This is a genomic window from Rhodovulum sp. FJ3 (assembly GCF_032918305.1).
In the GTDB taxonomy this organism is placed as follows: domain Bacteria; phylum Pseudomonadota; class Alphaproteobacteria; order Rhodobacterales; family Rhodobacteraceae; genus SAT37.
In genome coordinates this window covers 72,352-98,521 of record NZ_JAWJUU010000007.1, presented here as the reverse complement: position 1 = coordinate 98,521, position 26,170 = coordinate 72,352, and the positions used below count along the sequence as shown (strand labels likewise).

The 26,170-nt window shown below is 58.6% G+C and carries 33 protein-coding genes and 2 pseudogenes; 16 read left to right on the top strand and 19 right to left on the bottom strand.

Annotation, left to right across the window (positions count from 1 at the left end):
* Positions 1 to 21: 21 nt before the first annotated feature.
* Complete coding sequence (locus tag R1W00_RS16275) at positions 22 to 831, bottom strand: RNA polymerase sigma factor (protein WP_317263825.1); 810 nt, start codon at positions 829 to 831, stop codon at positions 22 to 24.
* A gap of 102 nt (positions 832 to 933) precedes the next feature.
* Positions 934 to 1,809: a LysR family transcriptional regulator gene (locus R1W00_RS16270; RefSeq protein WP_317263824.1), complete on the bottom strand. Its 876-nt coding sequence runs from the start codon at positions 1,807 to 1,809 to the stop codon at positions 934 to 936.
* Between the two features lie 99 nt (positions 1,810 to 1,908).
* On the opposite strand from R1W00_RS16270, the gene R1W00_RS16265 reads away from it, so the two are divergent.
* The 3 genes from R1W00_RS16265 (at position 1,909) to R1W00_RS16255 (ending at position 4,557) form a co-directional block, all read left to right on the top strand.
* Positions 1,909 to 2,289, top strand: a complete 381-nt coding sequence (locus R1W00_RS16265; protein ID WP_317263823.1) for an MAPEG family protein — start codon at positions 1,909 to 1,911, stop codon at positions 2,287 to 2,289.
* 1,120 nt (positions 2,290 to 3,409) lie between these two features.
* Positions 3,410 to 3,847 (top strand): NUDIX hydrolase, encoded by a 438-nt coding sequence (locus R1W00_RS16260; RefSeq protein ID WP_317263822.1) that lies wholly within the window; start codon positions 3,410 to 3,412, stop codon positions 3,845 to 3,847.
* 152 nt (positions 3,848 to 3,999) lie between these two features.
* Entirely contained in the window at positions 4,000 to 4,557 is a 558-nt protein-coding gene (locus R1W00_RS16255) for a hypothetical protein (RefSeq protein ID WP_317263821.1), read from the top strand.
* 57 nt (positions 4,558 to 4,614) lie between these two features.
* On the opposite strand, the gene R1W00_RS16250 is transcribed toward R1W00_RS16255, so the two are convergent.
* Complete coding sequence (locus R1W00_RS16250; protein WP_317263820.1) at positions 4,615 to 5,067, bottom strand: GNAT family N-acetyltransferase; 453 nt, start codon at positions 5,065 to 5,067, stop codon at positions 4,615 to 4,617.
* A 349-nt stretch (positions 5,068 to 5,416) separates the two neighbouring features.
* Here R1W00_RS16250 and R1W00_RS16245 point away from each other — a divergent pair, with 349 nt between their 5' ends.
* A complete protein-coding gene (locus tag R1W00_RS16245; RefSeq protein WP_317263819.1) occupies positions 5,417 to 5,800 on the top strand; it encodes a VOC family protein in 384 nt (127 codons plus the stop codon).
* A 120-nt stretch (positions 5,801 to 5,920) separates the two neighbouring features.
* Here the strand turns inward: R1W00_RS16245 and R1W00_RS16240 are convergent.
* The 4 genes and pseudogenes from R1W00_RS16240 to R1W00_RS16225 form a co-directional block, all read right to left on the bottom strand.
* Positions 5,921 to 6,667: pseudogene (locus tag R1W00_RS16240) on the bottom strand (IS3 family transposase); the annotation flags it as partial.
* Between the two features lie 36 nt (positions 6,668 to 6,703).
* Positions 6,704 to 7,877, bottom strand: a pseudogene (locus R1W00_RS16235) (IS3 family transposase).
* A 44-nt stretch (positions 7,878 to 7,921) separates the two neighbouring features.
* Positions 7,922 to 8,050 carry a hypothetical protein gene (locus tag R1W00_RS16230; RefSeq protein ID WP_317263818.1) on the bottom strand — a complete coding sequence of 43 codons (129 nt, stop codon included), beginning with the start codon at positions 8,048 to 8,050 and terminating at the stop codon, positions 7,922 to 7,924.
* Positions 8,043 to 8,351 (bottom strand): transposase, encoded by a 309-nt coding sequence (locus tag R1W00_RS16225; protein ID WP_317263817.1) that lies wholly within the window; start codon positions 8,349 to 8,351, stop codon positions 8,043 to 8,045. The genes R1W00_RS16230 and R1W00_RS16225 overlap by 8 nt, the downstream gene beginning before the upstream one ends.
* 170 nt (positions 8,352 to 8,521) lie before the next feature.
* On the opposite strand from R1W00_RS16225, the gene R1W00_RS16220 reads away from it, so the two are divergent.
* Together R1W00_RS16220 and R1W00_RS16215 are read left to right on the top strand one after the other, a co-directional pair.
* The gene (locus R1W00_RS16220; protein WP_317263816.1) at positions 8,522 to 8,890 is read left to right on the top strand and encodes a hypothetical protein; all 369 of its coding nucleotides are present in this window, start codon (positions 8,522 to 8,524) and stop codon (positions 8,888 to 8,890) included.
* A complete protein-coding gene (locus R1W00_RS16215; RefSeq protein ID WP_317263815.1) occupies positions 8,887 to 9,066 on the top strand; it encodes a hypothetical protein in 180 nt (59 codons plus the stop codon). The genes R1W00_RS16220 and R1W00_RS16215 overlap by 4 nt, the downstream gene beginning before the upstream one ends.
* A gap of 3 nt (positions 9,067 to 9,069) precedes the next feature.
* Here the strand turns inward: R1W00_RS16215 and R1W00_RS16210 are convergent, their stop codons facing one another.
* From R1W00_RS16210 to R1W00_RS16195, 4 genes are all read right to left on the bottom strand, one after another.
* Entirely contained in the window at positions 9,070 to 9,609 is a 540-nt protein-coding gene (locus tag R1W00_RS16210) for a sel1 repeat family protein (protein WP_317263814.1), read from the bottom strand.
* Between the two features lie 17 nt (positions 9,610 to 9,626).
* Positions 9,627 to 10,184, bottom strand: coding sequence for a sel1 repeat family protein (locus R1W00_RS16205; protein WP_317263813.1), 558 nt, complete (start codon positions 10,182 to 10,184; stop codon positions 9,627 to 9,629).
* A 102-nt stretch (positions 10,185 to 10,286) separates the two neighbouring features.
* Positions 10,287 to 11,114, bottom strand: a complete 828-nt coding sequence (locus R1W00_RS16200) for a winged helix-turn-helix domain-containing protein (protein ID WP_317263812.1) — start codon at positions 11,112 to 11,114, stop codon at positions 10,287 to 10,289.
* A gap of 124 nt (positions 11,115 to 11,238) precedes the next feature.
* Positions 11,239 to 11,433, bottom strand: coding sequence for a class I SAM-dependent methyltransferase (locus R1W00_RS16195; RefSeq protein WP_317263811.1), 195 nt, complete (start codon positions 11,431 to 11,433; stop codon positions 11,239 to 11,241).
* 348 nt (positions 11,434 to 11,781) lie between these two features.
* Between R1W00_RS16195 and R1W00_RS16190 the strand changes: the two genes are divergently transcribed.
* Positions 11,782 to 12,270 (top strand): hypothetical protein, encoded by a 489-nt coding sequence (locus tag R1W00_RS16190; protein WP_317263810.1) that lies wholly within the window; start codon positions 11,782 to 11,784, stop codon positions 12,268 to 12,270.
* Positions 12,271 to 12,359: 89 nt separating this feature from the next.
* Here the strand turns inward: R1W00_RS16190 and R1W00_RS18230 are convergent, their stop codons facing one another.
* The 3 genes from R1W00_RS18230 to R1W00_RS16180 all read right to left on the bottom strand — a co-directional run bounded on the left by R1W00_RS18230 (position 12,360) and on the right by R1W00_RS16180 (position 14,676).
* Positions 12,360 to 12,674, bottom strand: coding sequence for a transcriptional regulator (locus R1W00_RS18230; protein ID WP_410901568.1), 315 nt, complete (start codon positions 12,672 to 12,674; stop codon positions 12,360 to 12,362).
* Positions 12,674 to 13,678 carry a hypothetical protein gene (locus tag R1W00_RS16185; RefSeq protein WP_317263809.1) on the bottom strand — a complete coding sequence of 335 codons (1,005 nt, stop codon included), beginning with the start codon at positions 13,676 to 13,678 and terminating at the stop codon, positions 12,674 to 12,676. Before R1W00_RS16185 ends, R1W00_RS18230 begins: the two co-directional genes overlap by 1 nt.
* 251 nt (positions 13,679 to 13,929) lie before the next feature.
* Positions 13,930 to 14,676, bottom strand: a complete 747-nt coding sequence (locus tag R1W00_RS16180) for a hypothetical protein (RefSeq protein ID WP_317263808.1) — start codon at positions 14,674 to 14,676, stop codon at positions 13,930 to 13,932.
* A 227-nt stretch (positions 14,677 to 14,903) separates the two neighbouring features.
* Here R1W00_RS16180 and napF point away from each other — a divergent pair, with 227 nt between their 5' ends.
* Genes napF through R1W00_RS16140 form a run of 8 tightly spaced genes read left to right on the top strand, consistent with a single transcriptional unit; the run spans position 14,904 to position 21,420 of the window.
* Complete coding sequence (gene napF / locus R1W00_RS16175) at positions 14,904 to 15,446, top strand: ferredoxin-type protein NapF (protein WP_317263807.1); 543 nt, start codon at positions 14,904 to 14,906, stop codon at positions 15,444 to 15,446.
* A complete protein-coding gene (locus tag R1W00_RS16170; protein WP_317263806.1) occupies positions 15,443 to 15,721 on the top strand; it encodes a chaperone NapD in 279 nt (92 codons plus the stop codon). Before napF ends, R1W00_RS16170 begins: the two co-directional genes overlap by 4 nt.
* A gap of 1 nt (position 15,722) precedes the next feature.
* Positions 15,723 to 18,215, top strand: coding sequence for a nitrate reductase catalytic subunit NapA (napA, locus tag R1W00_RS16165; protein ID WP_317263805.1), 2,493 nt, complete (start codon positions 15,723 to 15,725; stop codon positions 18,213 to 18,215).
* 20 nt (positions 18,216 to 18,235) lie between these two features.
* A complete protein-coding gene (gene napG, locus R1W00_RS16160) occupies positions 18,236 to 19,057 on the top strand; it encodes a ferredoxin-type protein NapG (protein ID WP_317263804.1) in 822 nt (273 codons plus the stop codon).
* Positions 19,054 to 19,965 carry a quinol dehydrogenase ferredoxin subunit NapH gene (gene napH, locus R1W00_RS16155; protein ID WP_317263803.1) on the top strand — a complete coding sequence of 304 codons (912 nt, stop codon included), beginning with the start codon at positions 19,054 to 19,056 and terminating at the stop codon, positions 19,963 to 19,965. The genes napG and napH overlap by 4 nt, the downstream gene beginning before the upstream one ends.
* Before the next feature lie 21 nt (positions 19,966 to 19,986).
* Positions 19,987 to 20,427 (top strand): nitrate reductase cytochrome c-type subunit, encoded by a 441-nt coding sequence (locus tag R1W00_RS16150; RefSeq protein WP_317263802.1) that lies wholly within the window; start codon positions 19,987 to 19,989, stop codon positions 20,425 to 20,427.
* Positions 20,428 to 20,439: 12 nt separating this feature from the next.
* Positions 20,440 to 21,126 carry a NapC/NirT family cytochrome c gene (locus R1W00_RS16145; protein WP_317263801.1) on the top strand — a complete coding sequence of 229 codons (687 nt, stop codon included), beginning with the start codon at positions 20,440 to 20,442 and terminating at the stop codon, positions 21,124 to 21,126.
* 21 nt (positions 21,127 to 21,147) lie between these two features.
* Positions 21,148 to 21,420, top strand: coding sequence for a hypothetical protein (locus tag R1W00_RS16140; protein WP_317263800.1), 273 nt, complete (start codon positions 21,148 to 21,150; stop codon positions 21,418 to 21,420).
* Positions 21,421 to 21,486: 66 nt separating this feature from the next.
* On the opposite strand, the gene R1W00_RS16135 is transcribed toward R1W00_RS16140, so the two are convergent.
* The 4 genes from R1W00_RS16135 to R1W00_RS16120 all read right to left on the bottom strand — a co-directional run bounded on the left by R1W00_RS16135 (position 21,487) and on the right by R1W00_RS16120 (position 25,092).
* Positions 21,487 to 22,011 (bottom strand): DUF2478 domain-containing protein, encoded by a 525-nt coding sequence (locus R1W00_RS16135; RefSeq protein ID WP_317263799.1) that lies wholly within the window; start codon positions 22,009 to 22,011, stop codon positions 21,487 to 21,489.
* A 3-nt stretch (positions 22,012 to 22,014) separates the two neighbouring features.
* Positions 22,015 to 23,268, bottom strand: a complete 1,254-nt coding sequence (locus R1W00_RS16130; RefSeq protein WP_317263798.1) for a molybdopterin molybdotransferase MoeA — start codon at positions 23,266 to 23,268, stop codon at positions 22,015 to 22,017.
* A 124-nt stretch (positions 23,269 to 23,392) separates the two neighbouring features.
* A complete protein-coding gene (locus tag R1W00_RS16125) occupies positions 23,393 to 24,589 on the bottom strand; it encodes an NnrS family protein (RefSeq protein ID WP_317263797.1) in 1,197 nt (398 codons plus the stop codon).
* A gap of 74 nt (positions 24,590 to 24,663) precedes the next feature.
* Positions 24,664 to 25,092 (bottom strand): pseudoazurin, encoded by a 429-nt coding sequence (locus tag R1W00_RS16120; protein WP_317263796.1) that lies wholly within the window; start codon positions 25,090 to 25,092, stop codon positions 24,664 to 24,666.
* A 101-nt stretch (positions 25,093 to 25,193) separates the two neighbouring features.
* Between R1W00_RS16120 and R1W00_RS16115 the strand changes: the two genes are divergently transcribed.
* Positions 25,194 to 25,883, top strand: a complete 690-nt coding sequence (locus R1W00_RS16115) for a Crp/Fnr family transcriptional regulator (RefSeq protein ID WP_317263795.1) — start codon at positions 25,194 to 25,196, stop codon at positions 25,881 to 25,883.
* Positions 25,884 to 25,886: 3 nt separating this feature from the next.
* Here the strand turns inward: R1W00_RS16115 and R1W00_RS16110 are convergent, their stop codons facing one another.
* On the bottom strand, positions 25,887 to 26,096 hold the full coding sequence (locus R1W00_RS16110; RefSeq protein WP_317263794.1) for a hypothetical protein: 210 nt from the start codon (positions 26,094 to 26,096) through the stop codon (positions 25,887 to 25,889).
* Positions 26,097 to 26,170 lie beyond the last annotated feature (74 nt).

Genomic DNA, 26,170 nt, shown 5'->3' with positions numbered 1-26,170 from the left:
GTTGGTTTGGGTATTCGGGGGCTAGCCGGGTGGGTTCACGATGTTCAGAACCTCAGCGGCATAGTCACTCTGCGGCGTCAAAGGGCCGGTCGCGCGTTGCAGTTTAGCGGCGATAAGGTCAGCCTGCGTTTGGTATGCCTGTTTCTTGACCTCAGCGAAGCTCGGAGCTTGCGCAAACTCGGGGGACGGTGCGGTGCTGACCCGCCCCATCTCCATCGCTGCGGGCAGACGTTTGCGGCAGGAGCAGCGCGCACCGGCGCCCGCAAGGCCGCAGTATTGCGCTGTAAACTCCTGCACCAAGACGCGCGCCCGCGACAGGCGCTTGCGAAAATTCGCCGGGGAAATGTCGAGCGCCTCTGCTGCCTCGGCGTGATCAAACTCGATGATCTCGCCCAGAACATAAGCCGCGCGACGCTTTTGATCGAGGCAGAGCAGCATCGCCATCGTGCAGCGCAGCCGCAATTCGTTGAGCATCACGTGGTCTTCCGGCGCGGCCTGCGCCTCGTCGGCCAACCCGCCCAGCAAATCCTCGCCAAACATCTGGAACGAGAGGCCGGGGTCATTGGCGGTGATCTTGCGCGCGGTCAGCAGGTAATTTGTCGCGACCCGATAAACCCAGGTCTCAAACCGGCTGTCCTCGCGGAATGTCGAGAGCTTGGTCACGATCCGAATGAGGATTTCCTGTGTGGCGTCCTGCGCAGCTGCTGGGTTGGCCAACATGCGAAACGCTAGCCTGTACACGTTACCTTGCACAGCGCGCACCAGCGCTTCGAGCGCTTTCGCATCGCCCTGCTTCGCGGCGGCGATGTCGGCTGTCTGAATAGGGTCCATCTTTTTCGCGCCTCTCGTCTTCCTGATACATTGTTAGACAGCCACAAGAGCCGGAGTGTGACAAAAAAAGTTCGATCCGATCAGCCGATCATAGGGACGTCTTCAAGTCGCCTTCAAAACCTTGCTTGCGTGCGCCTCGACTTCCGCCGCAAGCGCCGCAATCACCTTCGATCCCCGGCTGTCTTGGTTGTGCAAAAGCCAGACCGAACGCGCCGCGCTGAGCGGGGTCGTCTGGCTCAGCACTGCGCCGCGCAACCGGCCGCCCACTGCTCTGGGCAAGGCCGCCACACCCATCCCGTGTTCCACGGCGCTCGCCAGTGTCGAGAAATCATTGACAACAACGACCGACTGAAACCGGTCAGGGTCTACTGGCCATATCTGAGCGTGGCGCTCGGCCTTCATACGGATGAGGCAAAGCGTGTCATACTCGCCTTGATCCAACGCCGCGATATGGTCCGCATGACCAAAGACCCCCATGGACAGGGTGCCAACGGACCTCCCCAAAAGATCCTCTGGCGGCGCATCCGTAAAGCGCAGGGCAATATCCGCCTTGCCGCTTTGAACATCCACCGGATTGTCCCCCGAAATTAGATCGAACGACAATGCCGGAAAACGGCGGCGAACAGCGGCCAAGGCCGGGAGAACCAACAGGTCGAACCCCCATGTGTTACAGGCGATAGACACATGGTCGATGGCATCGGGGTGCTCACGGCGCGCGAACTGGGCCATCTCGTCAACCACGGCGTTCATCTTGCCCGCGTGATCACAGATGACCTTTCCGTTCTCGGTTAGGGTCCAGGGGTGGCGCTCCCGATTGACCAATCGCAGCCCCAAAGCGCGTTCCAGCGCGGTGATGCGCCGCGACACTGTTTGATGGCTGAGCCCGAGCGCACGCGCGGCCGGGGTTGCGCCCCCATAGGTCCGCAGCGCCAGAAGGACCCGCAGATCGGACCAGTTGAGGCCGTTTAGATCGTCCATTTTTGAACCTTCTTTGTTCAGGCTTGTCTATTTTTGCACCAAAGACGCCGTGATAGACAGAGAAAAAGCAAAGGAACCACTATGAGTATGTCAGTCATTTTGATCGTCGCGGGCCTGTTTCACCTGCTCCTGCTGATCGGTCACGGCACGCAAATCGCGTTGAGCCATGGCATTTGTTGGGGCACGGGGCGACGCACGGTCGCGCCCGTTCTGAGTGACCTTGACCGCCGGTTTGACAGAACGGTCACGAACAACACCGAAAGCATGATTGCCTTTGTGCCCGTGAGCGTTGCGGCCCTGACACTTGGTGCCGAAACGGCCCTCGCGCTCGTTGCCGCGAAGGGTTTTATTGCTGCGCGTATTGCCTTTGCCGGGTTGTACCTTCTCAATATTCCCTACGTGCGCACGCTGGTCTGGTTTATCGGAAACCTGTGCATCGCGGCCATCGCGTATGAGACAGTTGCCGTTGTGGGATGGTGATAGCACCAGCGCGACCATTTGTTCCCTGATTTCCGCAGGGTACAGGCTCCTCGTTATCGGCATGAAAAACACTCTCCTTCATCAAGTGAAAAGTGTCCATCAAGCCGGGGAAACTCCATATCTATCACCGATCAGTCTTCGTTGTTTGGCGTGACTATGAGGGAAGCCATGATTTTGAACAGGTGAACTGCTAGCGACGTCAAATACAACCTTGCCATCAAACCGCAGAATTTTGGGCATGCTGAGTTACTCAAATACCGGCCATTCGCTGCTGTCGGCACCAAGGTCCGGCAAGCGGGACAAAGCACCATTTCGCTGCACTTGCGCCAATGTCTGTTTTGAGCGACTGGTGAAAGACAATGACACTTAGAAAATTCGGTAATCTCACTGGTACTGTCGGTGTGCTCGTAGCACTGTCTGCGTGCTCTTCAGAGTACATTTCTGTCGCCAACCTTCACGGAAGCGCGACCGTCAGCATGGCTGTGACCCCAATGTTCGGTATACACAGCGACTGGAACAGAGCACTCACCATTAGTGACGGCGACACAACGGCTTCCATCGACCTTTTCGGAGATACAGGATGGTGGCGAGGCTCACACTTATATCTCCACCCTTCAGGCACTTATGTTGTCCACGAAGGGCAAAATGGGTGCTTTGGCTTTACCCTCGAGCCCGTTTCGTTTGCCTCTCGCACCTCGATATCTTGCGTCAAGATGGCTGATACGGCTGCTCGGCTCTCGGCTGACAGTGCGGAACTGAATGGATATCCAGCATCTCGATACTACGTCGGCTTGTTTTACGTCGGTAGGTTTGTTGAAGCTGGTCGTGTACCAGAATTACGGGACACGCGTGCGGAAACACCGATCGTGTTTCAAACATACGAGCAACAAGCCGAGCCCGAACTCCCAGAAATCCTTTAGCGGCTATTCGTGCGCAACGCAGCATCAAGCACTTTGGGCTCTAAACTGCCCTTCGCTGCAGGTTTTCTGAACGGCGGCTTAGGGCCGATTGCTGCACGGCGCCGGCTTATTCATTTGAGGAGCCCGCTGTGCTGCCGCAAGGCGGCTTTGAGCCCTTGTCGTCCGTTGATCGCTCTGCACCCAGCGTGTAACATGCCTAGATGGAAACGCCCAAGAAAGTATGTCCTGTTGTTTTTCGTCTGTGCGATGGACAGCCGGAGGTTCTGGCTTTCACGCATCCTTCCGCGGGCAAGCAATTTGTGAAAGGAGGGATCAAGGCCGGAGAGAGCCCTGTCGAAGCAGCCATCAGAGAGCTTCGCGAGGAGAGCGGCATCAGAGCCTCATTGCCATTGGACTCACTTGGTCATTTTCAGATCGGCGAAACGCGCGCACGATGGCTTTTCTTTGCGGGCAAAGTGCCGGATCTTCCTGACAGTTGGCGGCACCAAACCGAGGATGATTTTGGCCATACCTTCGCGTTTTTCTGGCACCCGTTGAGCCAACCGCTTAACTTGGATTGGCACTCTGTCTTTCACGAAGCATTTGCGTTCTTCGCCCCACGTCTCTTAGCTAAAAGACCGCAAAATTTACGATCCTGAACCGTGCCCGACATAATCACCTGTTATTTGCCCACTGTGCTGCCTCAAATCGGCTTTGAAGTCTGATTGACACATTCTATACGGAACGCTAGCGACATATTCCGGGTCGCAGTGCCCTACAGCCGAGGTGTTTATCCAAGTGGGCGGAAATCATGCCAAATTACGTTCCATTCATCGAAGCGCATGAAATATTGGAGCAAGCGAACAGAGTTCTCGTGATCGGCTGTTCAGGTGGCGGAAAGACCACCCTGGCGCTGCGGATTTCCGAAAAATATGCTCTCGCATATCAGTCTATCGACCGTGACGTCAGATGGCTTCCTGGGTGGCAGGTCCGTGATCGGACCGAGCAACGACAGATCATCAGTGAATTGGCGGGCCGAGACAGGTGGGTCATGGACGGCACCAGCCCTTCGTCTTTCGATATCCGCGTGCCAAGGGCCGACCTTATCGTCTGGGTAAGGCCGCCGCGAAGGATCGCAATTGCCGGTGTGGTGAAACGTGTTTTAGTGAATTACGGCAAGGTCAGAGTGGCTATGGCAGAGGGTTGTCCGGAGCCCATCCCAGACCGAGAGTTTCTTTCGTACATTTGGAGCTTTGAGCGAAAATCCGCGCCCAAATTGATCACGCAGATCGACAAACATGGCCCAACAGTTCCAGTTGCTGTCCTGAAATCGCGCGCGGACATCGCGAACCTGGTTGTAGGCGAATGAACCTTCCACGGTCTGATCGAACGACTAAAACGTTATCAATTATTGGTTCAGCCCGTTTCAATGCCTCAGTTTGGTAAAAAGGCGATGGGTCGCGCTTTGATGCTCCACGCGTTCAAAACCTAAGGCGTCATAGAACAGACCAGCGGAAGCGTCCGAGGTTCGTAGTCTGACAACTTCAAACGATGATTTGCTATGCTCTAGCAACTGTTGAACAAGGGCCGCTCCGATACCCTGTTTTCGATACGCACGCAGCACGTATAAGTGTCGAAGGCGCCCAACCACTCCAGTTACATATGGGTCCCTATTTAGGCCGCCGCATCCGATGAGCATGCCGTCAGCAATAGCCCCCAAAAAGCACTCACCCGGTCTTTGGAAACCGTTCTCACCAGAGCGAACTTCTGCAGCCAAGCGATCCATAAAGAAATAACCGTCTTGACGTGCCTCATCAGAAAGGTGCTCAAGGTGCTGCCCGTGGGGGTCGATTGGTTTTATGTGGAAGTTTTCCATCATGGGTCTTCCTACCATTTGACACACCGAATGTCAGCTTTAGTCCGCTCTGCCGACTTTCGTCCTCCGAAGATGCTGCACCATGGACGAATGGCCGGTGTGGTGAAGCTGTCGCGCAGCATCGGCATGGTGGCTGGACGGCGGCTCTGGGCCGTGAGCATTAGTTGGTGCGCGAGCTATCAAGCAAAATGCTGCAAGGCGGAGAATGGCCGCCACGAGCCCAATGAGACGGATGCTGCGCGGCGCGCGGAGGTCCGCTGTTTGAACTCCTCGCCACACGCTGGACCTAGTCTACAGATCAGCCAGACGAAAACCCGTGTTTTCTCGCTTTTGATCTTCTATAGTTGCGATCATGACAATGATGCAGCTTACACCATTCCTTCCTGTTCGTGATGTTGAAGAAGCAGTGCGGTTTTATGAGGCGGTTCTTGGGTTCAAATGCACCGCGCGTCGAGCTGGCTACGCGCACCTGAAGCGTGATCAGGTAGCTTTGCGCATCATATCCGCGGCAGCCGGCAAGGACATGGGTTCGCCGGACAGCCAGCTGCACCTCTACGTTGATGTTGATGATGTTGACCAGTTATACAACGAATTGAAGGAAGCACTTTCAGAGCTGCCCGAAAACCGCTGCAAGCCGTTGTTTAACACGACCTATGGGCGACGCGAGTTCCACGTCATCGACAACGATGTCACTCTGATTTCGTTCGGCTCACCGCAGAAGCGAGAGTTCGAATAGTGTGACGCAGTTCTCTGTCCTACTGTCTTTGGTTGGCAACTCAAAGTCTGATCTTCAGCGCCAAAACCGGACATTTGCTTGTGAGCTACTCCCCATATATTGGACAATATCAGGCGTAGTTTAAGCTACTCTTTGCACCTGCTGATCGGGTTGGGTTGTTTCATTTCGCTGCCAATAGATCACAGCGGGTGGTTGGCCGCCAAGGGTTGAATGAGGGCGCTTGGGGTTGTAGAGCGCGATCCACTTACTGACGCCAGCTTTGGCCTCTGATCCGGTCTCCCATGCATGCGGATAAACGCATTCGTATTTCAGAGATCGCCAGAGCCGTTCCACGAAGATGTTGTCGAGGAACCGCCCCTTGCCATCCATGGAGATACGCACGCCGGATCGGCGCAACCGGTCCGTCCAGGCGAATGACGTGAACTGGCTGCCCTGGTCGGTGTTCATAATTTCTGGCGGGCCGAACTTATGGATGGCTTCGTTCAGCGCATCGACGCAAAACTCTGCTTCCAGCGTGTTTGAGATACGCCACGCCAGCACCTTGCGCGTGTGCCAGTCCATGATCGCGACCAGATACAAGAAGCCGCGCCGCATGGGCAGGTAGGTGATATCCGAGCACCAGACCTGATTGGGCCGATCCACACGCAGACCGCGCAGCAGGTAGGGGTAGATCTTGTGCCCTTTCGCGGCTTTGCTTGTATTGGGCTTTTGATAGATCGGCATGAGGCCCATCAGCCGCATGAGACGTCTGATCCTCTTCTCGTTCACGAGATGGTCGTCATTCCGCAGGTGCCATGTCATCTGGCGCACCCCGTAAAACGGGGTCTCAAGGAACTGCTTGTCGATCACGCGCATAAGATCGAGGTGGACCTGCCACGGTTTTGTGCCGCTCCAAGTGCTCGTTTAGGCCACTTTCCGTTCGAAGGCGACCGGGCTTTTCCAGCTCAGTGCTGAATGGCGTCGGCGTGGATTGTAGAAACCGTTGATGTATTCGAAGATCGCCATCTCAGCCTTGCGTCTTGTTTCCCAAGGGTGGCGCCAGATCAGTTCAGCCTTGATGGTTTTGAAGAACGTTTCGACGGCAGCATTGTCGTAGCAATTGCCTTTGACACTCATCGACACTTTGAAGCCATGCTGGCGCAGGAGCTTCTGGTAGTCGTGTGAACAATATTGCGACCCACGATCCGTGTGATGAATGCAGCCATTGGGCGGTTGCCGGAACGCGATGGCCATCTTCAACGCTCGGATCGCCAGGTCACGTTTCATCCGATTGCTCACCGCCCAGCCGATCACACGCCTTGAATGAAGGGCCAGGATCACTGCCAGATAAAGCCAACCCTCGCGTGTCCAGACATAGCTGATGTCACCGGCCCATTTCTGGTTGGGCGCATCAGCGTTGAAGTCTCGATCCAGCAGGTTCGGCGCAATATTGAACTTGTGATCGCTATCGGTCGTCACCTTGTGTTTGCGGGTTCTGACCACTGATATGCCGTTCTGGCGCATCAGACGACCAACACGACGATGGCCAACATCCAAGCCGATCTCTTTCAGCTCTTCCGTCATGCGTGGTCGACCATAGCTGCCCAAACTAAGACGGGATTGTTCTTTGATATGGGCCAACGTGATCAAATCAGACCGCTGTCTGCGGCTGGCTGGACGGCTGCGGAACGCACGCAAACCACGTGAACTGATACCAACAACCTCGCATAACCGATTGGCTGGAAAGCTGGACCTATGTTCTTCGACAAACCTAAACCTCATTGCTTTAGGCCCGCGAAGAACTGGGTGGCCTTTTTTAGAATTTCCCTCTTGCCGCGGGCAAACAGTCTCCCGGACTGTTTACTGATCCTTGCAAGTCCTTGAGAAGCCGGATCTCGCGTCGAAGCCGCTCATTCTCTTTGGCGAGATCTAAATCTTCTTTCGACACCACGTCAGTATCTCGATGCGCGGTGATCCATTTGTTCAGTGTCGACATGCCGACACCCAGATCGTCAGCCACCTGCCTGCGTGTAAGCCCACTTGTCAGCGCGATACGCACCGCATCAGCGCGGAATTCGTCCGTCCGTTTCAGTCCCATAGTTCGTCTCCTTTGCTGCAATAAATGCTATCAAAGGAGCGGCATCAAACCGCGACAGGTCCAAGGTTCATCTCACTTTCGCCCTTGGGCTCGTAGTAAAACGATGATCGCGAGATCGACAGCAGCTTGCATTGCTTGCTGATGGACAGGTTGGCGTTGTCAGGCTCAATCATCTTGCGCTTCACTTGCCGGTCCAGGGTTTGAGCTTTCTGGCCAAAAATCGTTGGCGACGGCCAACTCCCCAATCTTGGCATGCAGGTCTTTTATTTGTTCTTCATCGACTTCCGGCGCCTTCCGGCCACCGCGCTCAAATACGCCTGACGCGCCCTCAAGCAACGCACGCTTCCATTGATGGATCATTGTTGGATGCACCCCAAACCGACTGGCCATCTCGCTGACTGTTTCTTCGCCTTTCAGCGCTGCCAACACCTTCTTGGCTTTGAACTCTGGGTGATGTTGCTTCCGTTTCGACATATCTGATCTCCTGCGTGTTGAAGATCAGCAGACTACAAATCGCAGCTTACGTCAGTGTCCGAATTTCGGGAGGTAGCTCAGAGGCCGAGGCTGCCACACAAGAGGACAACGTTCGGGCCTCTGTTAGTGCGGCGTTGAGCCTTGCGCTAAGCCACCCTTTCGCGGGCGAATTGGCCAACCCTCGGCAGATGACGCCCTATACCTATGCGGACAGTCCCATTGTGTCGGCTGATGATCCGGCGTTTGCGGGCGGCCCAATCCCCGGTGCGCCGCTGCCTGAAGCGCGGGTGCCGGGTGGGTATCTGTCCGACCAGCTTGGGCGCGGGTTTACGCTGATCACCACCAACCCCAATCTTGCCGTTCCGGGCATCCACGTTGTCGTGATCCAGCCCACGTCCGAGGCTGCCCAAGTGCTGGGCGCTGATCCCAACAGTGCCTATCTTGTTCGGCCCGACAGCCACATCGCGGCCCGGTGGTTTGACGAAACCACCGCCGCCGTTCAATCCGCCCTGTCTCGCGCCATTGGAGAGACCGCATGACCCCGACCGACCTAGAAACCGTATACGAGGCTTTGGCTCGGCAACTTGACAGCGTCAGCGCTGACCAACGAGAGCTGTTCCTTACGAAACTGGCCCTGCTTTTGGCGCATCAGTCAGGGGATGCCGGCGCTGCGTGTCAGGCCATTGCCAGCGCCGCGCGCGACCTGTCGGTTTAATGCTTACGACCCGCCCGGTGTTTCGACATCGGGCGTGACCTCGTCCAGATCATAGTTCGCGCGTTTTAGCTTTTGCGCGATCTCTAACCCTTGGGCGGCGGCGCGATCCACGTACAGGCGGCCCAAGTCGGGATCATACGGCACGCCAAACCCGCGCAGCAGGTCCAGCCCATAGTTATACTGACCCACAGGATCGCCGGCATCCGCAGCGCGGCGGTCCCAATTCGCGGCAGAGGCCAGGTCTTGGGGGCCTCCGATCCCGTTGGCGTCGAACTGGCTGATCCAGGTCATGGCCTTGGTGTTGCCCGCCTCGGCACAAACCGTCGCCACATAGCGGGCGCGAGGGTGGTCATCGTATTTCGTGGTGTTAAACGCCAACGAGCAGGTCACGGTGTCCCGCGCGCCCATCTCTATTTTGCGGATCAACATCTCGCGCCCAGTATCGTCGGGGTTCAGCGATCCATAGTCGTCTTGCACCTTGACCGGCGGATCGGCAAAGGCAGGGGTGGCTAAGGCCACCAAGGCCAGCAGATATCGTTTCATTCTTCGCCCCTTGGCCATCAAAACAGGCGCTGTTCGTATTTCCACTCATCCGCATCCGGTGTCACCGAATCCAGATCAAAGTCATTGTCGATCAGGTGTTGCGCAGATGTGTCTCCCATTGCGGCGGCCTGCCGGATGATCTGCTCGCCATAGGCCTGATCCAAGGGCACACCTCTGCCTCGCAGCACGTCCAACCCATAGTTGAAGGTCGCGACCTCTGAACCCAGCTCCATCGCTTTGCGATCCCACATGGCGGCGGCTTCGGGGTTTTCGGGGCCTGCGAGGCCGTTGTCCTCCATCCACGACAGCCATGTTATGCCCTGCACGTTGCCACGCGCGGCACTGTCGGTGAAGATCTCGCGCGCCATCTCGTGCATGCCCGCCTTGGCCGCACCATAGCCCAGTGCGCTGGTCATCGGGTGCCACTCGCCATGACGAAGCCGATCTAGCGCCCCGCGCAGGGACAGTTCCTCGGGGTTGTGGGTGCCATAGGCATCAGAAACATGGGACTCGATTTCCTGCGCGGCAGCGGGCGCGGCTATCGTGGCGATGATCAGGGTCAAAGGTTTCAGCATTGGGGGTCTCCTGCGGTCTAGATTCCCCCATTCTGTCGCAAATTCGCGCCCGGCCTGTGCAAGGTTTACGTAAGAAATGCGTCAGGCGAGCGTTAAAACTGCCTACACCACCAGTTTATAGCCCGCGCCGCGCACGGTTTCGATCAGAACGGGTCGCGATTTGTCTGGGTCCAGCTTGCGACGCAACGTGGCGATGTGTTGGTCCAACGCCCGCGAGTTCGGCATGAAGTCGCGACCCCATCCGGCATCGTAAAGCTCGTCCTTGGTAACAACAGCCCCCGCGCGGGCTTGCAGCAGGATCAACAGCTTTAGATCGCGTGGTGTCAGGGCGATTTCCAAAGTCCCGCGCGTGGCACAATGACGATCAGGATGCAGATGAAACACGGCCTCGGTCGGGGTGGGTTTCGTTTGCGGCCAGATCGCGACGGCAAGCGCAGCCAGACTGGCCAGCGCTAAAACGACAGCACGCCACGGCCCGGTGGGGTCGTCCAACAATTGGCCGGGTGGCATCGACAGGGCGGCCTCTAACTGGGGACGAAGATATTCCACGCATATGGCCGGGGCAGGGCGGCAGTGAAACTGGGTCCGGCCGGTGGCATCAAGGCGGAACCATTGCGGCTGGGTCAGACCGACGCGTAACTGTGACAGTTCGCGGTCTAGGTCCTCTCCGATCTTATAGGGCACAGGGGTAAACTGTTCCGTCGGAGGATAGCGCCGGTCGCCCTTGTCATCCCACAACACCGCCCGCGCGATCGCCGGGTCTTCGGACAGGCGCCAGCCGATGCGGTCGGGCTGGTCGATCAGGGCAGCTAAGCGCGCCGTATCCGCAACCGCACGTCGATCAGCTGCGGCCCAAGGATCGGGCCACAGCGCAGTGGCAATCGCGCCAACCGCTAGGATCGCACCCAAAAGATAAGCGAGCCGCCTCATTTGGACAGGCTAGGTGGATCGCAGCGCTACTGGAATGCGGCTTTGGTCTTAGCGCCAGCGTGTTCCAATGCTGTTCAAAGAAGTTGGCCTCCCATTCCGCAACGATGGACACGCGCAAAGCCACCTACGCCGCGTGCGCCAACTCGACCTGCACCACATCGCAGCGGCCGGTTTCAAAGGCGGCGGCGCAACCGTCTAGGTAGAACTGCCAGCACCGCAAGAAGCTGTCATCATAGCCCAAACGATGGATGCGGGATTTCTCTGCCATCATGCGCTGCGACCACTCGCGGCAGGTTCGGGCGTAGTGATCCTCCCCCACTGAAGTGGTCCGCCGCTATGTTTATGACAATCTCGAGTTGGCCTATGTTGCAGAGTGTGAAAGCGAATTTTAAGGCGGTAACACCGAATAGAATGTCAAACGAAGTTGAGCCGGGCGCGGCCCGAAGCGGGCTTTGATCGCCTGCTAACATGCTGCAGCGCGGCTTCCGCAAAACTGTCATTGGCGAGTGAACACAACAGCCCCTCCAAAGCGCACCCACAGCGCTTCACTCAAGCCGCGCATATCGAATACGTCGGTCATGAAATCAACCAAGCCTGATCCGATTTAGTGCTAGTGAGGGGCACCTCAAAATGACTGTTTGAAACTGCATTAAGAAGAGAACTGCCTTTGGAATTTGTTGTGCAAAATGCATTTGAGATCGTTTCAATCCTGATTGCCGCTAGCGCATTGATCTACGCGGCGCTTGCGTTCAGCGCCTCAAAGCAAGCAATCAAAGCTACAAAAGAATCAGAAATCACAGTTCTGCAGGTTAAGGCGCAGGACGGCATCTCGGATGCGAAGCGTAGTTTCTTACTACTTCAAGAGGCTTGCCTTCTAACGCGACGGGAATGGGAAAATCACAAGAGCCGGCACTTTCCTGTATTAGGCAGTGATCTAGGGCGCTCGATGTTTGCAGAACCGGACGAAACACGACACATCAGCGAAATTGAGCGAACAGGATCGAAAACGCTTAACGAGCTACTTGCTTCAATACCCAAGTTTGATGCGCCGACTTCTTCAGAATTGCATCGGTTCATTGCAAGAGCACAGTCTGCGTCTACTCAGATCGAAAGGCTTAAATTGGGCCTTGAAGGGCCAAAACCGCTCCGACACTGACGGCCCAAAATAGCCCTTCGTAAACAGCGCGGCGAACGACAACTCTGAGCCCAATGTGTCCGATGCTGCATCTGTCATGAATGTCGGCTTCAAGGATCAGTTAGCTTTTGGGACGATGCTGTTGCACACATCGCTTCGAGGCAATCAAGGTATTCGCGGAACGCCGCAGCCCCACTTTCAGAGAGGCAATAGACGGTATGTGGCCTCCCTTCGATTACCATTCGGCTGTGGAGGTATCCGACCGCGCCTAGCTTCTTCAAATGGGCGTCCAGATTACCGTCAGTAATAGAAAGCAAAGCTTTCAACTGTGAGAAGCTTGGCTCGCCACGGTAAAGAAGCAAACTGAGGCGCGTTCGGACAGGTTGGTGGAAGATTGCATCAAGGATAGGAGGGGCGGTATTCATCAGATTGCGCGACGCAGGAACTCTGCGGTCTCTTTGTCCCAAGTCCAGATCGCACCGAATTCCACAACGTTCACGCCTCCGAGCCACCCGTCGCGCTGCATCAGGTCAAAAGCGTCTCGCATGCCATTTAGCACCCTGCACCCCGCCTCTGTAATGCTAAGGTGTTGCATGTTGAATGCGGCGTGCTTTTCACGCGAGTACGATGGAAAGCGGAACGGTGGAGGATTGCATGCGGCAAGCCCGCTGGCGCACAAACTGTCCAGTGTTCGGTAGGTTGGCCAATCCCCGATGAAAAGCGTTGTTTCCATCTCCATGTTTTGCAAGAACAACTGTTGCGGAGCATGAACACCGTCGGCCATCAAACCGAGCAATTGCCTCTCCGTTCTGTTCAAACCCGTTGAGGCGTCTGGGAACTCCTCAATATGACGGCGCAACGCTGCGGTCAAAAAGGGTAGTTCACTAAGGTCATGATTTAGAAAGGCCAATAGATCGCGAGGATCGTTGGAGCGAAATGCGGCCCAGCCGGACGTCGCAATCGCCAGCATATTATCTGTCACCGGTTGCCGTAGCTCCGTCAGCGACGCCATTTCCTCTGGGGAGAGTTCGCCAATTCCTCTGAACCGGGACTTTCCCGGAAACCTGTCGATACAAATCATATCGAGGATCGCACCTTGTGTGCGTGGCCCTGAGAACCAATCGAGAATTTGCAGTATCTGAAGCTGATCTAGAAGGTCATGCTCGAACCACAGAGTGATTTTGTCGTAGTTTTCTGAGGCTCGCAGATGTTGATCCCTGAGTTGAAAGTCTCTCTCAATTTCTGTCGGGTCTGCATCCGGACCAGCGAGATAAGCAGCGCGCAGCTTGCCCAGTTCAGCAAGAGACAACTTTGATGGAAACGGGCCATGGTGCATTGGGTCTCGCCACGGCAGAACATCCCCAACCACAGTGCTTTGCTTTATGATGTTTGCGGCACCATCGCCGTTTGTGATGTTCAGAATTTTCATGACGACCTCAGAGTTGCTTTAAACTCTGTACAGCAGAGTCACTCTGAAGTACAGAGTAAATTCCCCATTCCTAGTGGACTGCTCGCTAAGGTTTTGCCGAAGGAAAAAGCTGACATTGGCCCAGCCGCAGCGAATTTCGGCTCCGTCCCGCTCAGCTGACCTTGGTATCGACAGCAGCGAACGTCCGGTGATTGAGTAGCTCCGGGCACTTGGGCCGACACGGATGAATCCCAACACTGTCTTTGTCGGCGCTAGTAGTTTACCTGCTCAAAGCCGTAGTTCCCTTCATAGTCACGCCAGTCGACGAAGACAGAACGGTGGTAGATGCTGGGGCAATTCTGGCCCCATCGTTCAAGGCCCGCATGGGCGGCGGGTAGGGCAGCTATGGAAGACCTCTGCCAGGCGAAATCACCTTGGATACCATAGGTGCCGAGGACCACGGTGGCGCTACGGTTGCAGTCACCATCACGTCCGGATTCGTGCTGTCGCGCATACCGGACATCAAAGACGCGGATTGATCGTACGAAGTTGAACTCAGGTCCGCTGATATCGATGTCCGCGCGATCTTGAACGAGCTGTAGGGCTTGGTCGGCAGGAACGAAGTCACTAGGTGCTTCTGGAATGCGCCAAACAGCCATAATTGGAACAGCGGTATCGCGCGCTGGAAAGGATTGTCGTGGTCCAGTGCTGTTGTTCAGGAACAACGCTTCAAAGATGCGGTCTGCACTGTTTACTGTTGGAGCGGTCTCAAAGGACGCGCCCATAGGACAGCGCCAGATTTGAAGCGGCGGTTCCACTGGCCAAGGCGTGATGCGTCGGATGAATTCGGCTCGAGCCCTTGCGCATGGTTGGGAAGCAGGCCAGCCGCCAGACAAACACAAGAGGATCGCGCAATCGATCGGGTACGTCTGCGCGCGGACGGACATCGGCAGCGAAAGGCCTGTCACGGTCAAGGCAACTGCGACCGAGGGGAGGAGCTTCTTGAATAGATGGTGCATGCTGAGGGTCCTCTGTGACAAGGCTCAGCATACATACGAAAATATACTATCGCAACATTAAGTATAAATACGTATAATTAAGTTTATGTAAATTAAACTTTGAAAACACTGTGATGATCATGCGGTGGATCATCAGCACAATGGCGACTTGAGGCCAAAACATTCCACAAAAAGAATGTGTTGGGCGTTTGATTCAGGTCAAAGTTGTTCGTGCGATTGAAGTTTAGATGCTTTTGGAACTCGACACTGGCGGGGCTCCGATGAGGTCACTGGAAGGCAGACGAAATTTCCTGCGCGGGCGTTTCCGGCAGAGCGATGGGTTGGCGATGTATCCACCCGGCGCACAGGAGGCGTTTGCCGACCTCTGCACAAACTGCGGCGACTGTGCCACCGCTTGCCCCGAAGCCATCATCGTCAAGACCGGTAGCGCACATCCCGTCGTCGATTTCACACGTGGGGCCTGTACGTTCTGCGGCGAATGCAGCGCAGCTTGCCCCAGCGGTGCGCTGTTGGCCGAGAAAATCACTCTTTGGCCTTGGCGCGCGACGATCCAGACCAATTGCCTTTCATTTCAGGGCATCGCCTGCCGCGCCTGCGAAGATGCCTGCGAGCCTCGCGCCATCCGTTTTCAATTGATGACGGCCGGTCGCGCCGTTCCCGAGATCGACACGGATCAGTGCTCGGGTTGCGGCGAATGCGCGTTCACGTGTCCGGCGCAGGCCGTGCGGTTTGAACATGTCGAACATGCCGGGAAGGAGACTGTCCAATGAACATCTGTGGATGCCTGATCCATGTCGCACAGGCACAGCTGCCCGTTGCGCGGGCACGCATGGAAAGCACCGATGGCGTCGAGATCCACGCCGCGACCGACGACGGCCGCCTTGTCGTCGTGGTCGAAGACACGAACGAGGCGCGGGCTTCGGAGATCATCATGGGCCTCCATCAGATCCCGGGCGTGATCTCGTTGTCCCTCAACTACCACCATTTCGAAGACCTGTCGCAGGCGGCACCCGCCGCCGACCCCGTCCTTCAGCCGGAGATCTGACATGACCGTATCTGAATCCCGCCGCACCTTTCTCAAGGCCACCGCCGCTGCATCGACTGCCGCCGCAGCAGGATTGACCCTGCCGGGCGACGCTGTTGCTCAGGCTGCCGGCATTGCCGGCATCCGTTGGGACAAGGCGCCCTGCCGTTTCTGCGGCACCGGCTGTTCCGTGCTTGTGGGCACCAAGGAAGGGCGTGTCGTCGCCACGCAGGGCGATCCCGAAGCACCGGTGAACCGCGGTCTGAACTGCATCAAGGGCTATTTCCTGTCCAAGATCATGTATGGTCATGACCGCCTGACCATGCCGCTGCTCCGCAAGACCAACGGAGTTTACGACAAGAATGGCCAGTTCGAACCAGTGTCTTGGGATGAAGCCTTCGACATCATGGCCGAGAAGTGGAAAGAGGCGCTGGCCAAGAAAGGCCCGACCTCGGTCGGCATGTTCGGCTCGGGCCAGTGGACCGTGTGGGAAGGTTATGCCGCCGCCAAGTTGATGAAAGCCGGGTTCCGGTCGAACAACATCGATCCTAACGCGCGGCACTGCATGGCGTCTGCGGTGGTCGGCTTCATGCGTGCCTTTGGCATCGACGAACCGATGGGCTGCTACGACGACTTCGAGCACGCGGACACGTTTGTCCTGTGGGGGTCGAACATGGCCGAGATGCACCCGATCCTGTGGTCTCGCCTGACGGATACCCGCCTGACCAAGCCCGGTGCCGAGGTCCACGTTCTGTCGACCTACGAGCACCGCAGCTTCGAGCTGGCCGACAATGGCATGGTGTTCCGCCCGCAGTCCGATCTCGCGATCCTGAACTACATCGCGAATTACATCATCCAGAACGACGCGGTGAACTGGGATTTCGTCAATAAACACGTCAACTTCAAGCGCACGGATACCGATATCGGCTATGGCCTGCGCGACGAACACGAACTGCAACAGGCCGCCGAGAACCCGAACTCGGGCAAGCTATCGGACATGACGTTCGAGGAATACGCGGCCTCCGTGGCCGAATACACTGTCGAGAAGGCCTCCGAGATTTCTGGCGTTCCGGCGGCGCAACTGGAACGCCTGGCCCAGCAATACGCCGATCCGAACCGCAAGGTCATGTCGCTGTGGACCATGGGCTTCAACCAGCACACCCGCGGGTCGTGGGTGAACGGGTTGATGTACAACGTGCACCTTCTGGTGGGCAAAATCTCCGAGCCGGGCAATTCACCGTTTTCGCTGACTGGGCAGCCGTCGGCCTGTGGCACTGCGCGCGAGGTCGGCACCTTTGCCCACCGCCTGCCCGCCGACATGGTGGTGATGAACGACAAGCACCGTGAGATTTGCGAGACCGCGTGGAACATCCCCGCCGGAACCATTCCGCCAAAGCCGGGCTTTCACGCCGTTCTCCAGAACCGGATGCTGAAGGATGGCGTGCTGAACGCCTATTGGGTGCAGTGCAACAACAACATGCAAGCCGCGCCCAACATGAACGAAGAAGGCTTCCCGGGCTATCGCAATCCCGAGAACTTCATCGCGGTGTCGGACCCCTACCCCACCGTCACCGCATTGGCCGCCGACCTGATCCTGCCCACCGCGATGTGGGTCGAAAAGGAAGGCGCCTATGGCAACGCCGAACGCCGTACCCAGTTCTGGCGCCAGCAGGTGAATGCGCCGGGCGAAGCACGGTCGGACCTGTGGCAAGTCATGGAATTCGCCAAGCGGTTCACCGTCGAGGAAGCCTGGGGCGAGGAGCTGCTATCGCAGAAACCGGAACTGCGCGGCAAGACCCTGTACGAGGTCCTGTTCGAGAACGGCAAGGTCAACGCCTACCCGCTGTCGGAAACCGCCGAAGGCTTCGAGAACCAGGAAAGCAAGCATTTCGGCTTCTACGTTCAAAAGGGCCTGTTCGAGGAATACGCGGATTTCGGTCGGCATCACGGGCACGATCTGGCCCCGTTCGACATGTATCATCAGGCGCGCGGTCTGCGCTGGCCGGTCGTCGACGGCAAGGAGACCCTGTATCGCTTCCGCGAGGGATACGATCCCTACGTCGTAGAGGGTGCCGACGTGCAGTTCTACGGTCGCCCCGACGGGCGCGCGAACATCATCTTCGCGCCCTTCGAAGAAGCCGCAGAGGTGCCGGACGAGGAATTCGACCTGTGGCTTTGCACCGGGCGCGTGCTGGAACACTGGCATTCGGGTTCCATGACTCGCCGCGTGCCGGAGCTGCACCGCGCTTTCCCGAACGCCGTGGTCTTCATGCATCCGGACGACGCGAAGGACCGCAATCTGCGGCGCGGGCAAGAGATCATGATTTCCACCCGTCGCGGCGAAATGCTGAGCCGCGTCGAAACCCGTGGCCGCAACAAGCCGCCGCGCGGTCTGGTCTTCGTGCCGTGGTTCGACGAGGGGCAGCTGATCAACAAGCTGACGCTGGATGCCACCTGCCCGCTGTCGAAGGAAACCGACTTCAAGAAATGCGCCTGCAAGGTCGAGCGCGTGTAACCCTTTTCGGAGACTGAAAAATGCCCGGTCCCACACCCATGTCCCCAGCCCGCCGGAGGTTTCTCACGGACACCGCCCGCATGGCTGGCGGTTGCGCGGTGGCGGGGCTGGGACTTGCGTATCTGGCCACCGATGCCCGCGCGCTACCAGCCGAGGCGCTTCGACCGCCAGGCGCCCTGCCGGAGGATGACTTTCTGGGGGCCTGTATCCGGTGTGGGTTGTGCGTGCGCGATTGCCCATACGACACGCTGTCCTTGGCCGAGCTGGGCTTTGATGGCCCCGCCACCGGCACGCCTTTCTTCACCGCGCGCACCGTCCCCTGCGAGATGTGCGAGGACATTCCTTGTGTGGCCGCCTGCCCGACCGGGGCGCTTGATCCTTCGTTAACCGATATTGACGACGCAAAGATGGGCACCGCTGTGCTGGTCGATCAGGAAAATTGCCTGAACTTCCTCGGCCTGCGCTGCGACGTCTGCTACCGCGTCTGTCCCGTTATCGACGAGGCGATCACGCTGGAGCTGTCGCACAACGACCGTTCGGGGCACCACGCCATCTTTGCGCCGACCGTCCACGCCGACCGCTGCACCGGGTGCGGCGTCTGCGAGAAATCCTGCGTCCTGCCCGAGGCCGCGATCAAGGTTCTGCCGATCCGCCTCGCCCGCGCCACAAGCGCCGACCACTACCGCAAGGGCTGGGAAGAGCAGGAGCAGAACGGCGCGCCCTTGGTCGACGGGCTGATTGACCTGCCCGATCGTCTTCCGGGTCCGGGAACGGACAACCTTGCCTCACCCGGAGGCTTCGAGCCGGTTTTCCAGCTGCCGGGAACGGAGGCGGGCCAATGAGCGCGAAGACACGGCTCCCCACCGGGCAAGAGGCGATTGCCGCCAAAGGCTGGTTCGGGGCGCATAAATGGCTGCTGGCGCGCCGCGCATCGCAGCTGTTCTTTCTGACGATTTTTCTTGTCGGACCGTGGTTCGGATGGCGCATCGTCGACGGCACGCTGGCGGGATCGCGCACACTGAACGTGCTGCCGCTGACCGACCCGTTCGTCGCGGCCCAAGGCATCGTCGCGGGCCACTGGCCGGAACTGACCGCCCTCATCGGTGCGCTGATCGTGCTGACGACCTACGCCCTCATCGGTGGGCGCATGTATTGTTCCTGGGTCTGTCCGATCAACCCGGTCACGGACGCCGCGCACTGGCTGCACGCGAAATTCGACATCCCGAAGGGCTGGCAACCCAAGCGCCACACCCGCTTGTGGCTGCTTGGCACCGTACTGGTCGTCTCGGCCCTAAGCGGCACCATCGCCTGGGAAGTCATCAACCCGATCACAATGCTGCATCGCGGACTGGTCTTCGGCATGGGCGCGGCATGGGGCGTCGTGATCGCGGTTTTCCTGTTCGATCTGTTCGTGTCCCGGCGCGGCTGGTGCGGGCACCTGTGCCCCGTCGGAGCGTTCTACGGCCTGCTTGGAAAACGATCCTTGCTGCGGGTCAGCGCCTCGAAGCGTGCCGCCTGCGACGACTGCATGGATTGCTTCGCCGTCTGCCCCGAGATGCAGGTCATCACACCCGCCTTGCGTGGAAAGGGCGACGAAACGCCCCTGATCTTGAGCCCCGATTGCACCAATTGCGGCCGCTGCATCGACGTGTGTTCCGTCGATGTCTTCACCTTCACCCACCGGTTCGACCATCGCATCGATGATGCCACGCAACCGGCCAAGCCTCATGCCGCGGAAAAAGCCGCCTAACCGAAAACACGGAGAGCATAGATGAAACTTCTTGCCATATTGGGGGTCTCCGCCTTCGCGTCCACCATTGCCCTTGTGGGGCTGTCAGTGGCTCAACAGGCGGCCAACGTACAAACCCTGCGCAATACCAACATCGACGGCTTGAACATCGTCGATGACGTCTATCAGCAACAGGAAGGTCGCGAGGCGCGCAACTATCGCCAACAGCCGCCGATCGTGCCGCACTCTTTGGACCAGTATCAGATCGATCTGCGCACCAACCAGTGTCTGACCTGCCACGATTGGTCCAACGCAGGCGACCGCGGTGCGCCGACCCTGTCCATGAGCCACTATCTCGACCGGAATGGCACGCAGCTGGACACGGTCGCGGGCACCCGCTGGTTCTGCAACCAGTGCCACGTTCCGCAGGCAGATGCCCCGGCACTGGTAGGGAACACGTTCCAGCCATCGAATTCGCGCTAAGGGAGACGATCCATGTCCGAACCGACAGAAAAGCGCCGCCTGATCCGTCGCATCTGGGATGCCATCTGGACCCCGACCGCCGTTCTTTCGACTGGCTTTCTGCTGATTGCAGGCTTTCTGGCCGGTATCCTGTTCTGGGGGGGCTTCCACTGGACGCTGGAAATGACCAATACCGAAGAGTTCTGCACCTCGTGCCACACGATGGAAACGAACCTTGGCGAGTATCGTGAAACCGTCCACTACAACAATCATTCGGGCGTGCGGGCCATTTGTTCGGATTGTCACGTACCTCATGAGTGGCAGTACAAGATGAAGGCCAAGATCATGGCCGTAAAAGACGTCTATCACGAGATGCTCGGCACGATTTCAACACCCGAGAAATATGAGGAACGACGTCTCGAAATGGCGGCCGCCGTCTGGAAAAAGATGAAGGCTTCAGACTCGCGCGAGTGCCGCAATTGCCATGCCTTCGAGTACATGGACTTTACCATTCAAGAGACCCGCGCGGCGGACAACCACCAGAAGGCCATTGATACTGGTATGACCTGCATCGACTGCCACCAGGGCATCGCGCATGACCTGCCGCCGGGCTATCTTGATGAATACAATCACGTCGTTGAGACCCTCGCAGAGGCAACGCGCGAGATCGATGGCGATATCGCTGCGATCAGGTCCTATCTCGGTTCGGTCACCGAGTGACGATGATGAAGGAGACTCACCATGCTTAGTTTACTCGACCTTCTCGGCACAATCGGCGCCAGCATCCTTGGCCTGCCCGGCATCCTGGGCGTGGCCTTGGGCATGATGACCCGCAACCTGATCATTGCCGCCATTCTGGGCGGCGGGGTCGGCGTCGTCTCGCCACTCTTGCTGGGCGGATCACATTCGACCCATGTACCGATTACCTCGTTGGAATACGGCATCGCGCTGGCGATCGGTGTCCTTGCTGGACTGATCGGATGCGCGATCCGGCGCAAGGGCGCAACCGTCTGACAAACGCATGAAACCCGGTCCATCAGGCCGGGTTTCCATTCGACGGCATCCGGGCTTGTGCTGCGGTCAGGCCGGAACAGGGGCGCTCAGCCAGTCGTGCAACACGTCCTCCCGCAGGTCCAGTCGCGTGGCCAGACCTCCGGCAAACTGCACGAAACCATCGTGGTTCAGCCGGTTGACAGAAGTGAGGACGGGGATGCCGCGCGACATTGCCAATGCGATGGAGTCGCAAAGTCCGCGCCCCTGGCATTCCTGCGCGCCGAACTTGTTGATAATCAGCGCTTCCGCACCAGCTTCGAGCGCGTGGCACACCGCGATCGAGGCAGCCTCCAGCGACGCGGGATCAAGCCGGCAGCCACGTGACCCGATGCCAAGTTTCTGGGCAATGGCTATGCGCGGACCGGACGGCAGAACGGCAAGGTCCATATCGCACGGATGGTCGGACCCTTCGGGGGCACGGCATTGCACAAGCCCCGCCACGACCCGGCCTTCGGATTGCAACCGCGCGGCAAGGGCCGACAGCATGGTATCCGCACCGCCGCGCGTGTCTGGCAGCACATAGCCAAGTCGCGTTTGGGCAATCTGTGACATCGGTCAAATCCTTTGGTTGAACGGCAAGAAGTCCACCATATCACCGGGGGACAAGGCTTCGGCGTCGGCGGGGATCAGGACGCAGCCATCGGCCAGCACGATCGGCGTCATCCGTCCCGAATGCACCGGACCGCCAATCGTTACCGAACAGCCGGTCGCGTCGAGCACCGCTGGCCGGACCTCAGAGCGGCCGGGTTGGTGCCTGACCGTGTTCAGCACGCGCACCCGATGCAAGCGCTGCGCGCCGGGCGTTCCGCAGAGCGCGTCAAGCAAGGGCAAGCCCAGAAGCGTGACAGTCACAAAGGCCGACATGGGATTTCCGGGCAGGCCCAACCAGCGCGCAGCGCCGATCTGCCCAACCTCCACGGGTTTGCCGGGTTTGAGGGCAACCGATGGAATGTCGATGCGTCCGTCCAGCAGTGCCGCGGCGGCCCGCATGTGATCCTCGACCCCAACCGAGACGCCACCGGTGGTCACCACCAGATCAGCCACGGCGCTGGCCTGTGCAAGCGTTTCGAGATGCGCGTCGAGCGTATCGGGCACGTGCCTGTGCATGACCAGGTCCGTGTCGGGCCGAGACAATAGCGCCGCCAGCATCGGGCCGTTCACATCCGGGATCTGCGCATCCGACAAGGGCTCGCCCGCTGGTTGCACCTCATCGCCCGAATTCAAAAGGGCGACCCGGACGCGGCGGCGCACCGTGACGCGCCCAACACCGCCCGAGGCTGCCACGGCGATGGCTCTGGGTGTCATCCGGCAACCGATGGGAAGGATTTCAGCCCCTTGGGTCACTTCCTCGCCCTGTCTGCGGACATGCGCGCCTTTCACCGGGCGTCGATTGATCTGAACACGGTCGCTGACCAGCACGACATGTTCCTGCATCACAACGGTGTCCGTGCCTTTGGGCAAGGGTGCACCGGTGAAGATGCGCACGGCATCGCCGGAGGCGACCGGAGCGCCCGAGAAACCCGCAGCGACACGGCCTGTCACCCGAAGCTCCCATGGCCCCGCGCCCTCCAGCGCCGAACTGGACAGCGCAAACCCGTCCATCGCGGAATTGTCAAAGCGTGGGACAGGAAAAGCCGAACACACGGGCTGCGCCAGAATACGACCGGCGGCCTTAGACAGCGCAATGTCCTCGACCTCGGGCACCGGCTCGGCCAACCGAGCGGAAAGCGCCATCGCGTCTTTCAGATCAAGGCTTTCGGACGCTGTGCATCCGCAGCGGCAATCCTGTTCGGCGGTCATGTCTTTCATCCGAGCCTCCGGGCCATCTGTGTCGGTAAATCCTATAAAGATGATTTTCGAGGGCAGATTTAACAGATCCGGCAGCGCGCGATTTAATCTGGATCAAACCGCACGAAGGAATTGCTGACACGGGTCATCGCGCAGCCCGAGAAACGGCTTTCTGCGCGACCTTGGCTTGCAGAAGCCAAGGCCCAAGCCGCCACGCCAAAATTGCAAAGGCAACGGTCCAGGCAACCGCGGCAAGGTCAATGCCATCCAATCCGCCAAGCGCGACCTGCGCTGCCGTGACCCGGAACACCATCGCAACCAGCACAAATGCAAATGCGATGGACAGAGCGCGCCCGGCAATCAACGAACGACCGGTGTGCCCCATCGTTGCCCGCATCATGACGGCCACGGTCATCGCCGTCACGGCCCCGATGCCCAGCACATGTGCTCCGACATTCTGCGCGATCAGGTCCAGCGCCGAGGCCGCCACCGATGCCAATCCCATTGGAACCATCAGGTAGGCAAGATGCAGCATCAAAAGCAGCGGCGAACGCCAGGTTGCGTGACCACGCCAGCGGACAAGCCGAAACAGATGCAGGACGGTGGCCAAGCCTGCAACAACCGCGGTGGCCATGCCGACAGGTGCGGCAACCCAGCCGACCAAAGCAGCGGCGCCTATGACAAGGCAAACTCCATCGAACCGATTGAACGCAGTTGGAAGGGATTTAGCGGCGCGCTGCACCAACCAGTTCCGGCTGAAGCTTGGCACGATACGGCCACCAATCAACATGATGAGGAAGATCAAAAGCGCCATTCCAAACCGGCGGCCATGGTCGGCGGTGCCCGCGTTCATCGCTTCGACGTGAAACAGGACATTCGCCAACCAAAGCAGCGACACAGGCACCAGAACCTTGAGATTGCGCCAGTTTTTCCCGGCCACGACCTCGCGCGCGATCATCGCGGCCACGGCTAACAGGAAAACCTGATCCACTAGCAACACGAGTACCGGCCCAAGCCCGATCAGCCCGGCCACAGACAGACGCCCCGCCAGCCAGAGCGCCAGCAGGACAGCCAGCGGCCAGCCTCGCGTGGGCAGCCGTCCGGTCCAGTTTGGCACGGCGGTGAAGAGAAAGCCTGCGACCACGGCAGCGCCGTAGCCGAAAATCATCTCGTGGGCGTGCCAGTCCGTCGGCGCAAATGGACCGTCAAGAACGACGCCGCCGCGCCAGACCGACCACCACAGTGGCAAGATCAACACCGCAAACACAGTCGCGGCCAGGAAGAATGGCCTGAACCCGTAGGAAAACACGGCTGGTCCGGCAAAAGGCGCGCGCGGGGTCATGGGGCAACTCCTTCAATAAGATCGGGCGACGCTGACGTGTCGCCCGAACAAGTCTGATGACGCGGGACGATGCGTCATTCGACCTGAGCCAGAATATCCGCCATGCGGGCCTTGGCCTTGCCCTTTTGCTTGACCGCAGCGGCCGCATCGAGGTTCACCGGATCACCAACCTGGATCACCGCGACCATGCCCATGGAATAGTGCGGCGTGCATTTGACTCCGTAGACCCCTTCGGCATCCACTGTCAGCTCGAACGCGTCATCGAACTTGGTCTTGAAGCTTTCGACGCCCTCGGGAAGCATTCCGTCGATGCTTTCGACATTGTGCCCCTTGTCGGTGGGCACGAAGTGGATCACGTCGCCCGGCGCGGCCTTCACGAAGGCGGGTTCAAAGACCATCACACCCGCCTCACCCTTGTTCTTCATCTGGATCTCGAAGGTCTCGGCGCCCGCCACGGTGGCGGTCAGGACAAGTGCGGCAGTCATCATCATGGATTTGAACATCGGAGCATCCTTTCTGCGTTTCCGTCTATTTCGTTTGCCCCTGATTTGCCGTAGAAGGTCGACACGAACGTTGCTCTTGCACAAACTCCGGATACGAAACCGTGCCGAAACTCGACGAAAGCCTGCTGACCGGATTGCCACCGTTTTCCCTGCTGGACCGGGCGCAGATTCGCGAGATCCTCGATCAGGCCACGTCACGGCTCTATAGCGAGGGGACGGCGATCTTCCGCGAAGGGCATGACGCCGATCGGTTCTACCTGTTGCTGGATGGTTACCTGCGGGTGATCCGGTCGACTCCAGGGGGCGACCAGATCATTGTACTGCATATTTCCCCGGGACAGTTTTTCGGCATCGCCCCCGCCTTGCAGCGCGACACCTATCCGGCGACCGCCATCGCCGCGGCAGAGTCTATCGCGCTGTCATGGCCGGTCCGGGTTTGGGACGATTTCATCGCGCGCTATCCCGGCTTTGCCACCGAAAGCTACAAGACACTTGGCCAGCGCCTTGGGCAAATTCAGGAAACCCTGACGGAAATGGCGACGCAGGCCGTCGAAAAGCGCGTCGCCTGTGCGCTGTTGCGGATGGTCCACCAAAGCGGGCGCAAGTCGGACAAGGGAATCGAGATCGCCTTTCCGGTGACACGGCAGAACATCTCGGACATGACGGGGACGACATTGCACACGGTCAGCCGCCTGCTGTCGGCGTGGCAAAAGGACGGGATCGTGGAGTCGACCCGCAAACATATCGTGGTCACCGACCCTCATGCGCTGGTGGTGCTGAGCGAGGCGTAACGTCTAAGGCTTGATGCGGGCCTGCAATTCTTCGCGAAACGCGCCTTCGTCCAGATCATATTCCAGACAGGCGTCGGTGATGGCGTGAAACGGCGCGATCAGGCAGCCAGGGCAGAGCATCCGCCTCTGCATGAAGCTTTCTGCCATATCCGGCCATGCCATAAACAATTCGGTCAGGGGCAGATCAGGATCATCGAAATCGGGCTGTGGCATGGGCGGTCCTTTCATAGCCACATGGTGCCCGCACCTTTCGTCCGCTTCTTTGCGTTTGCACAACAAGCGGCCCG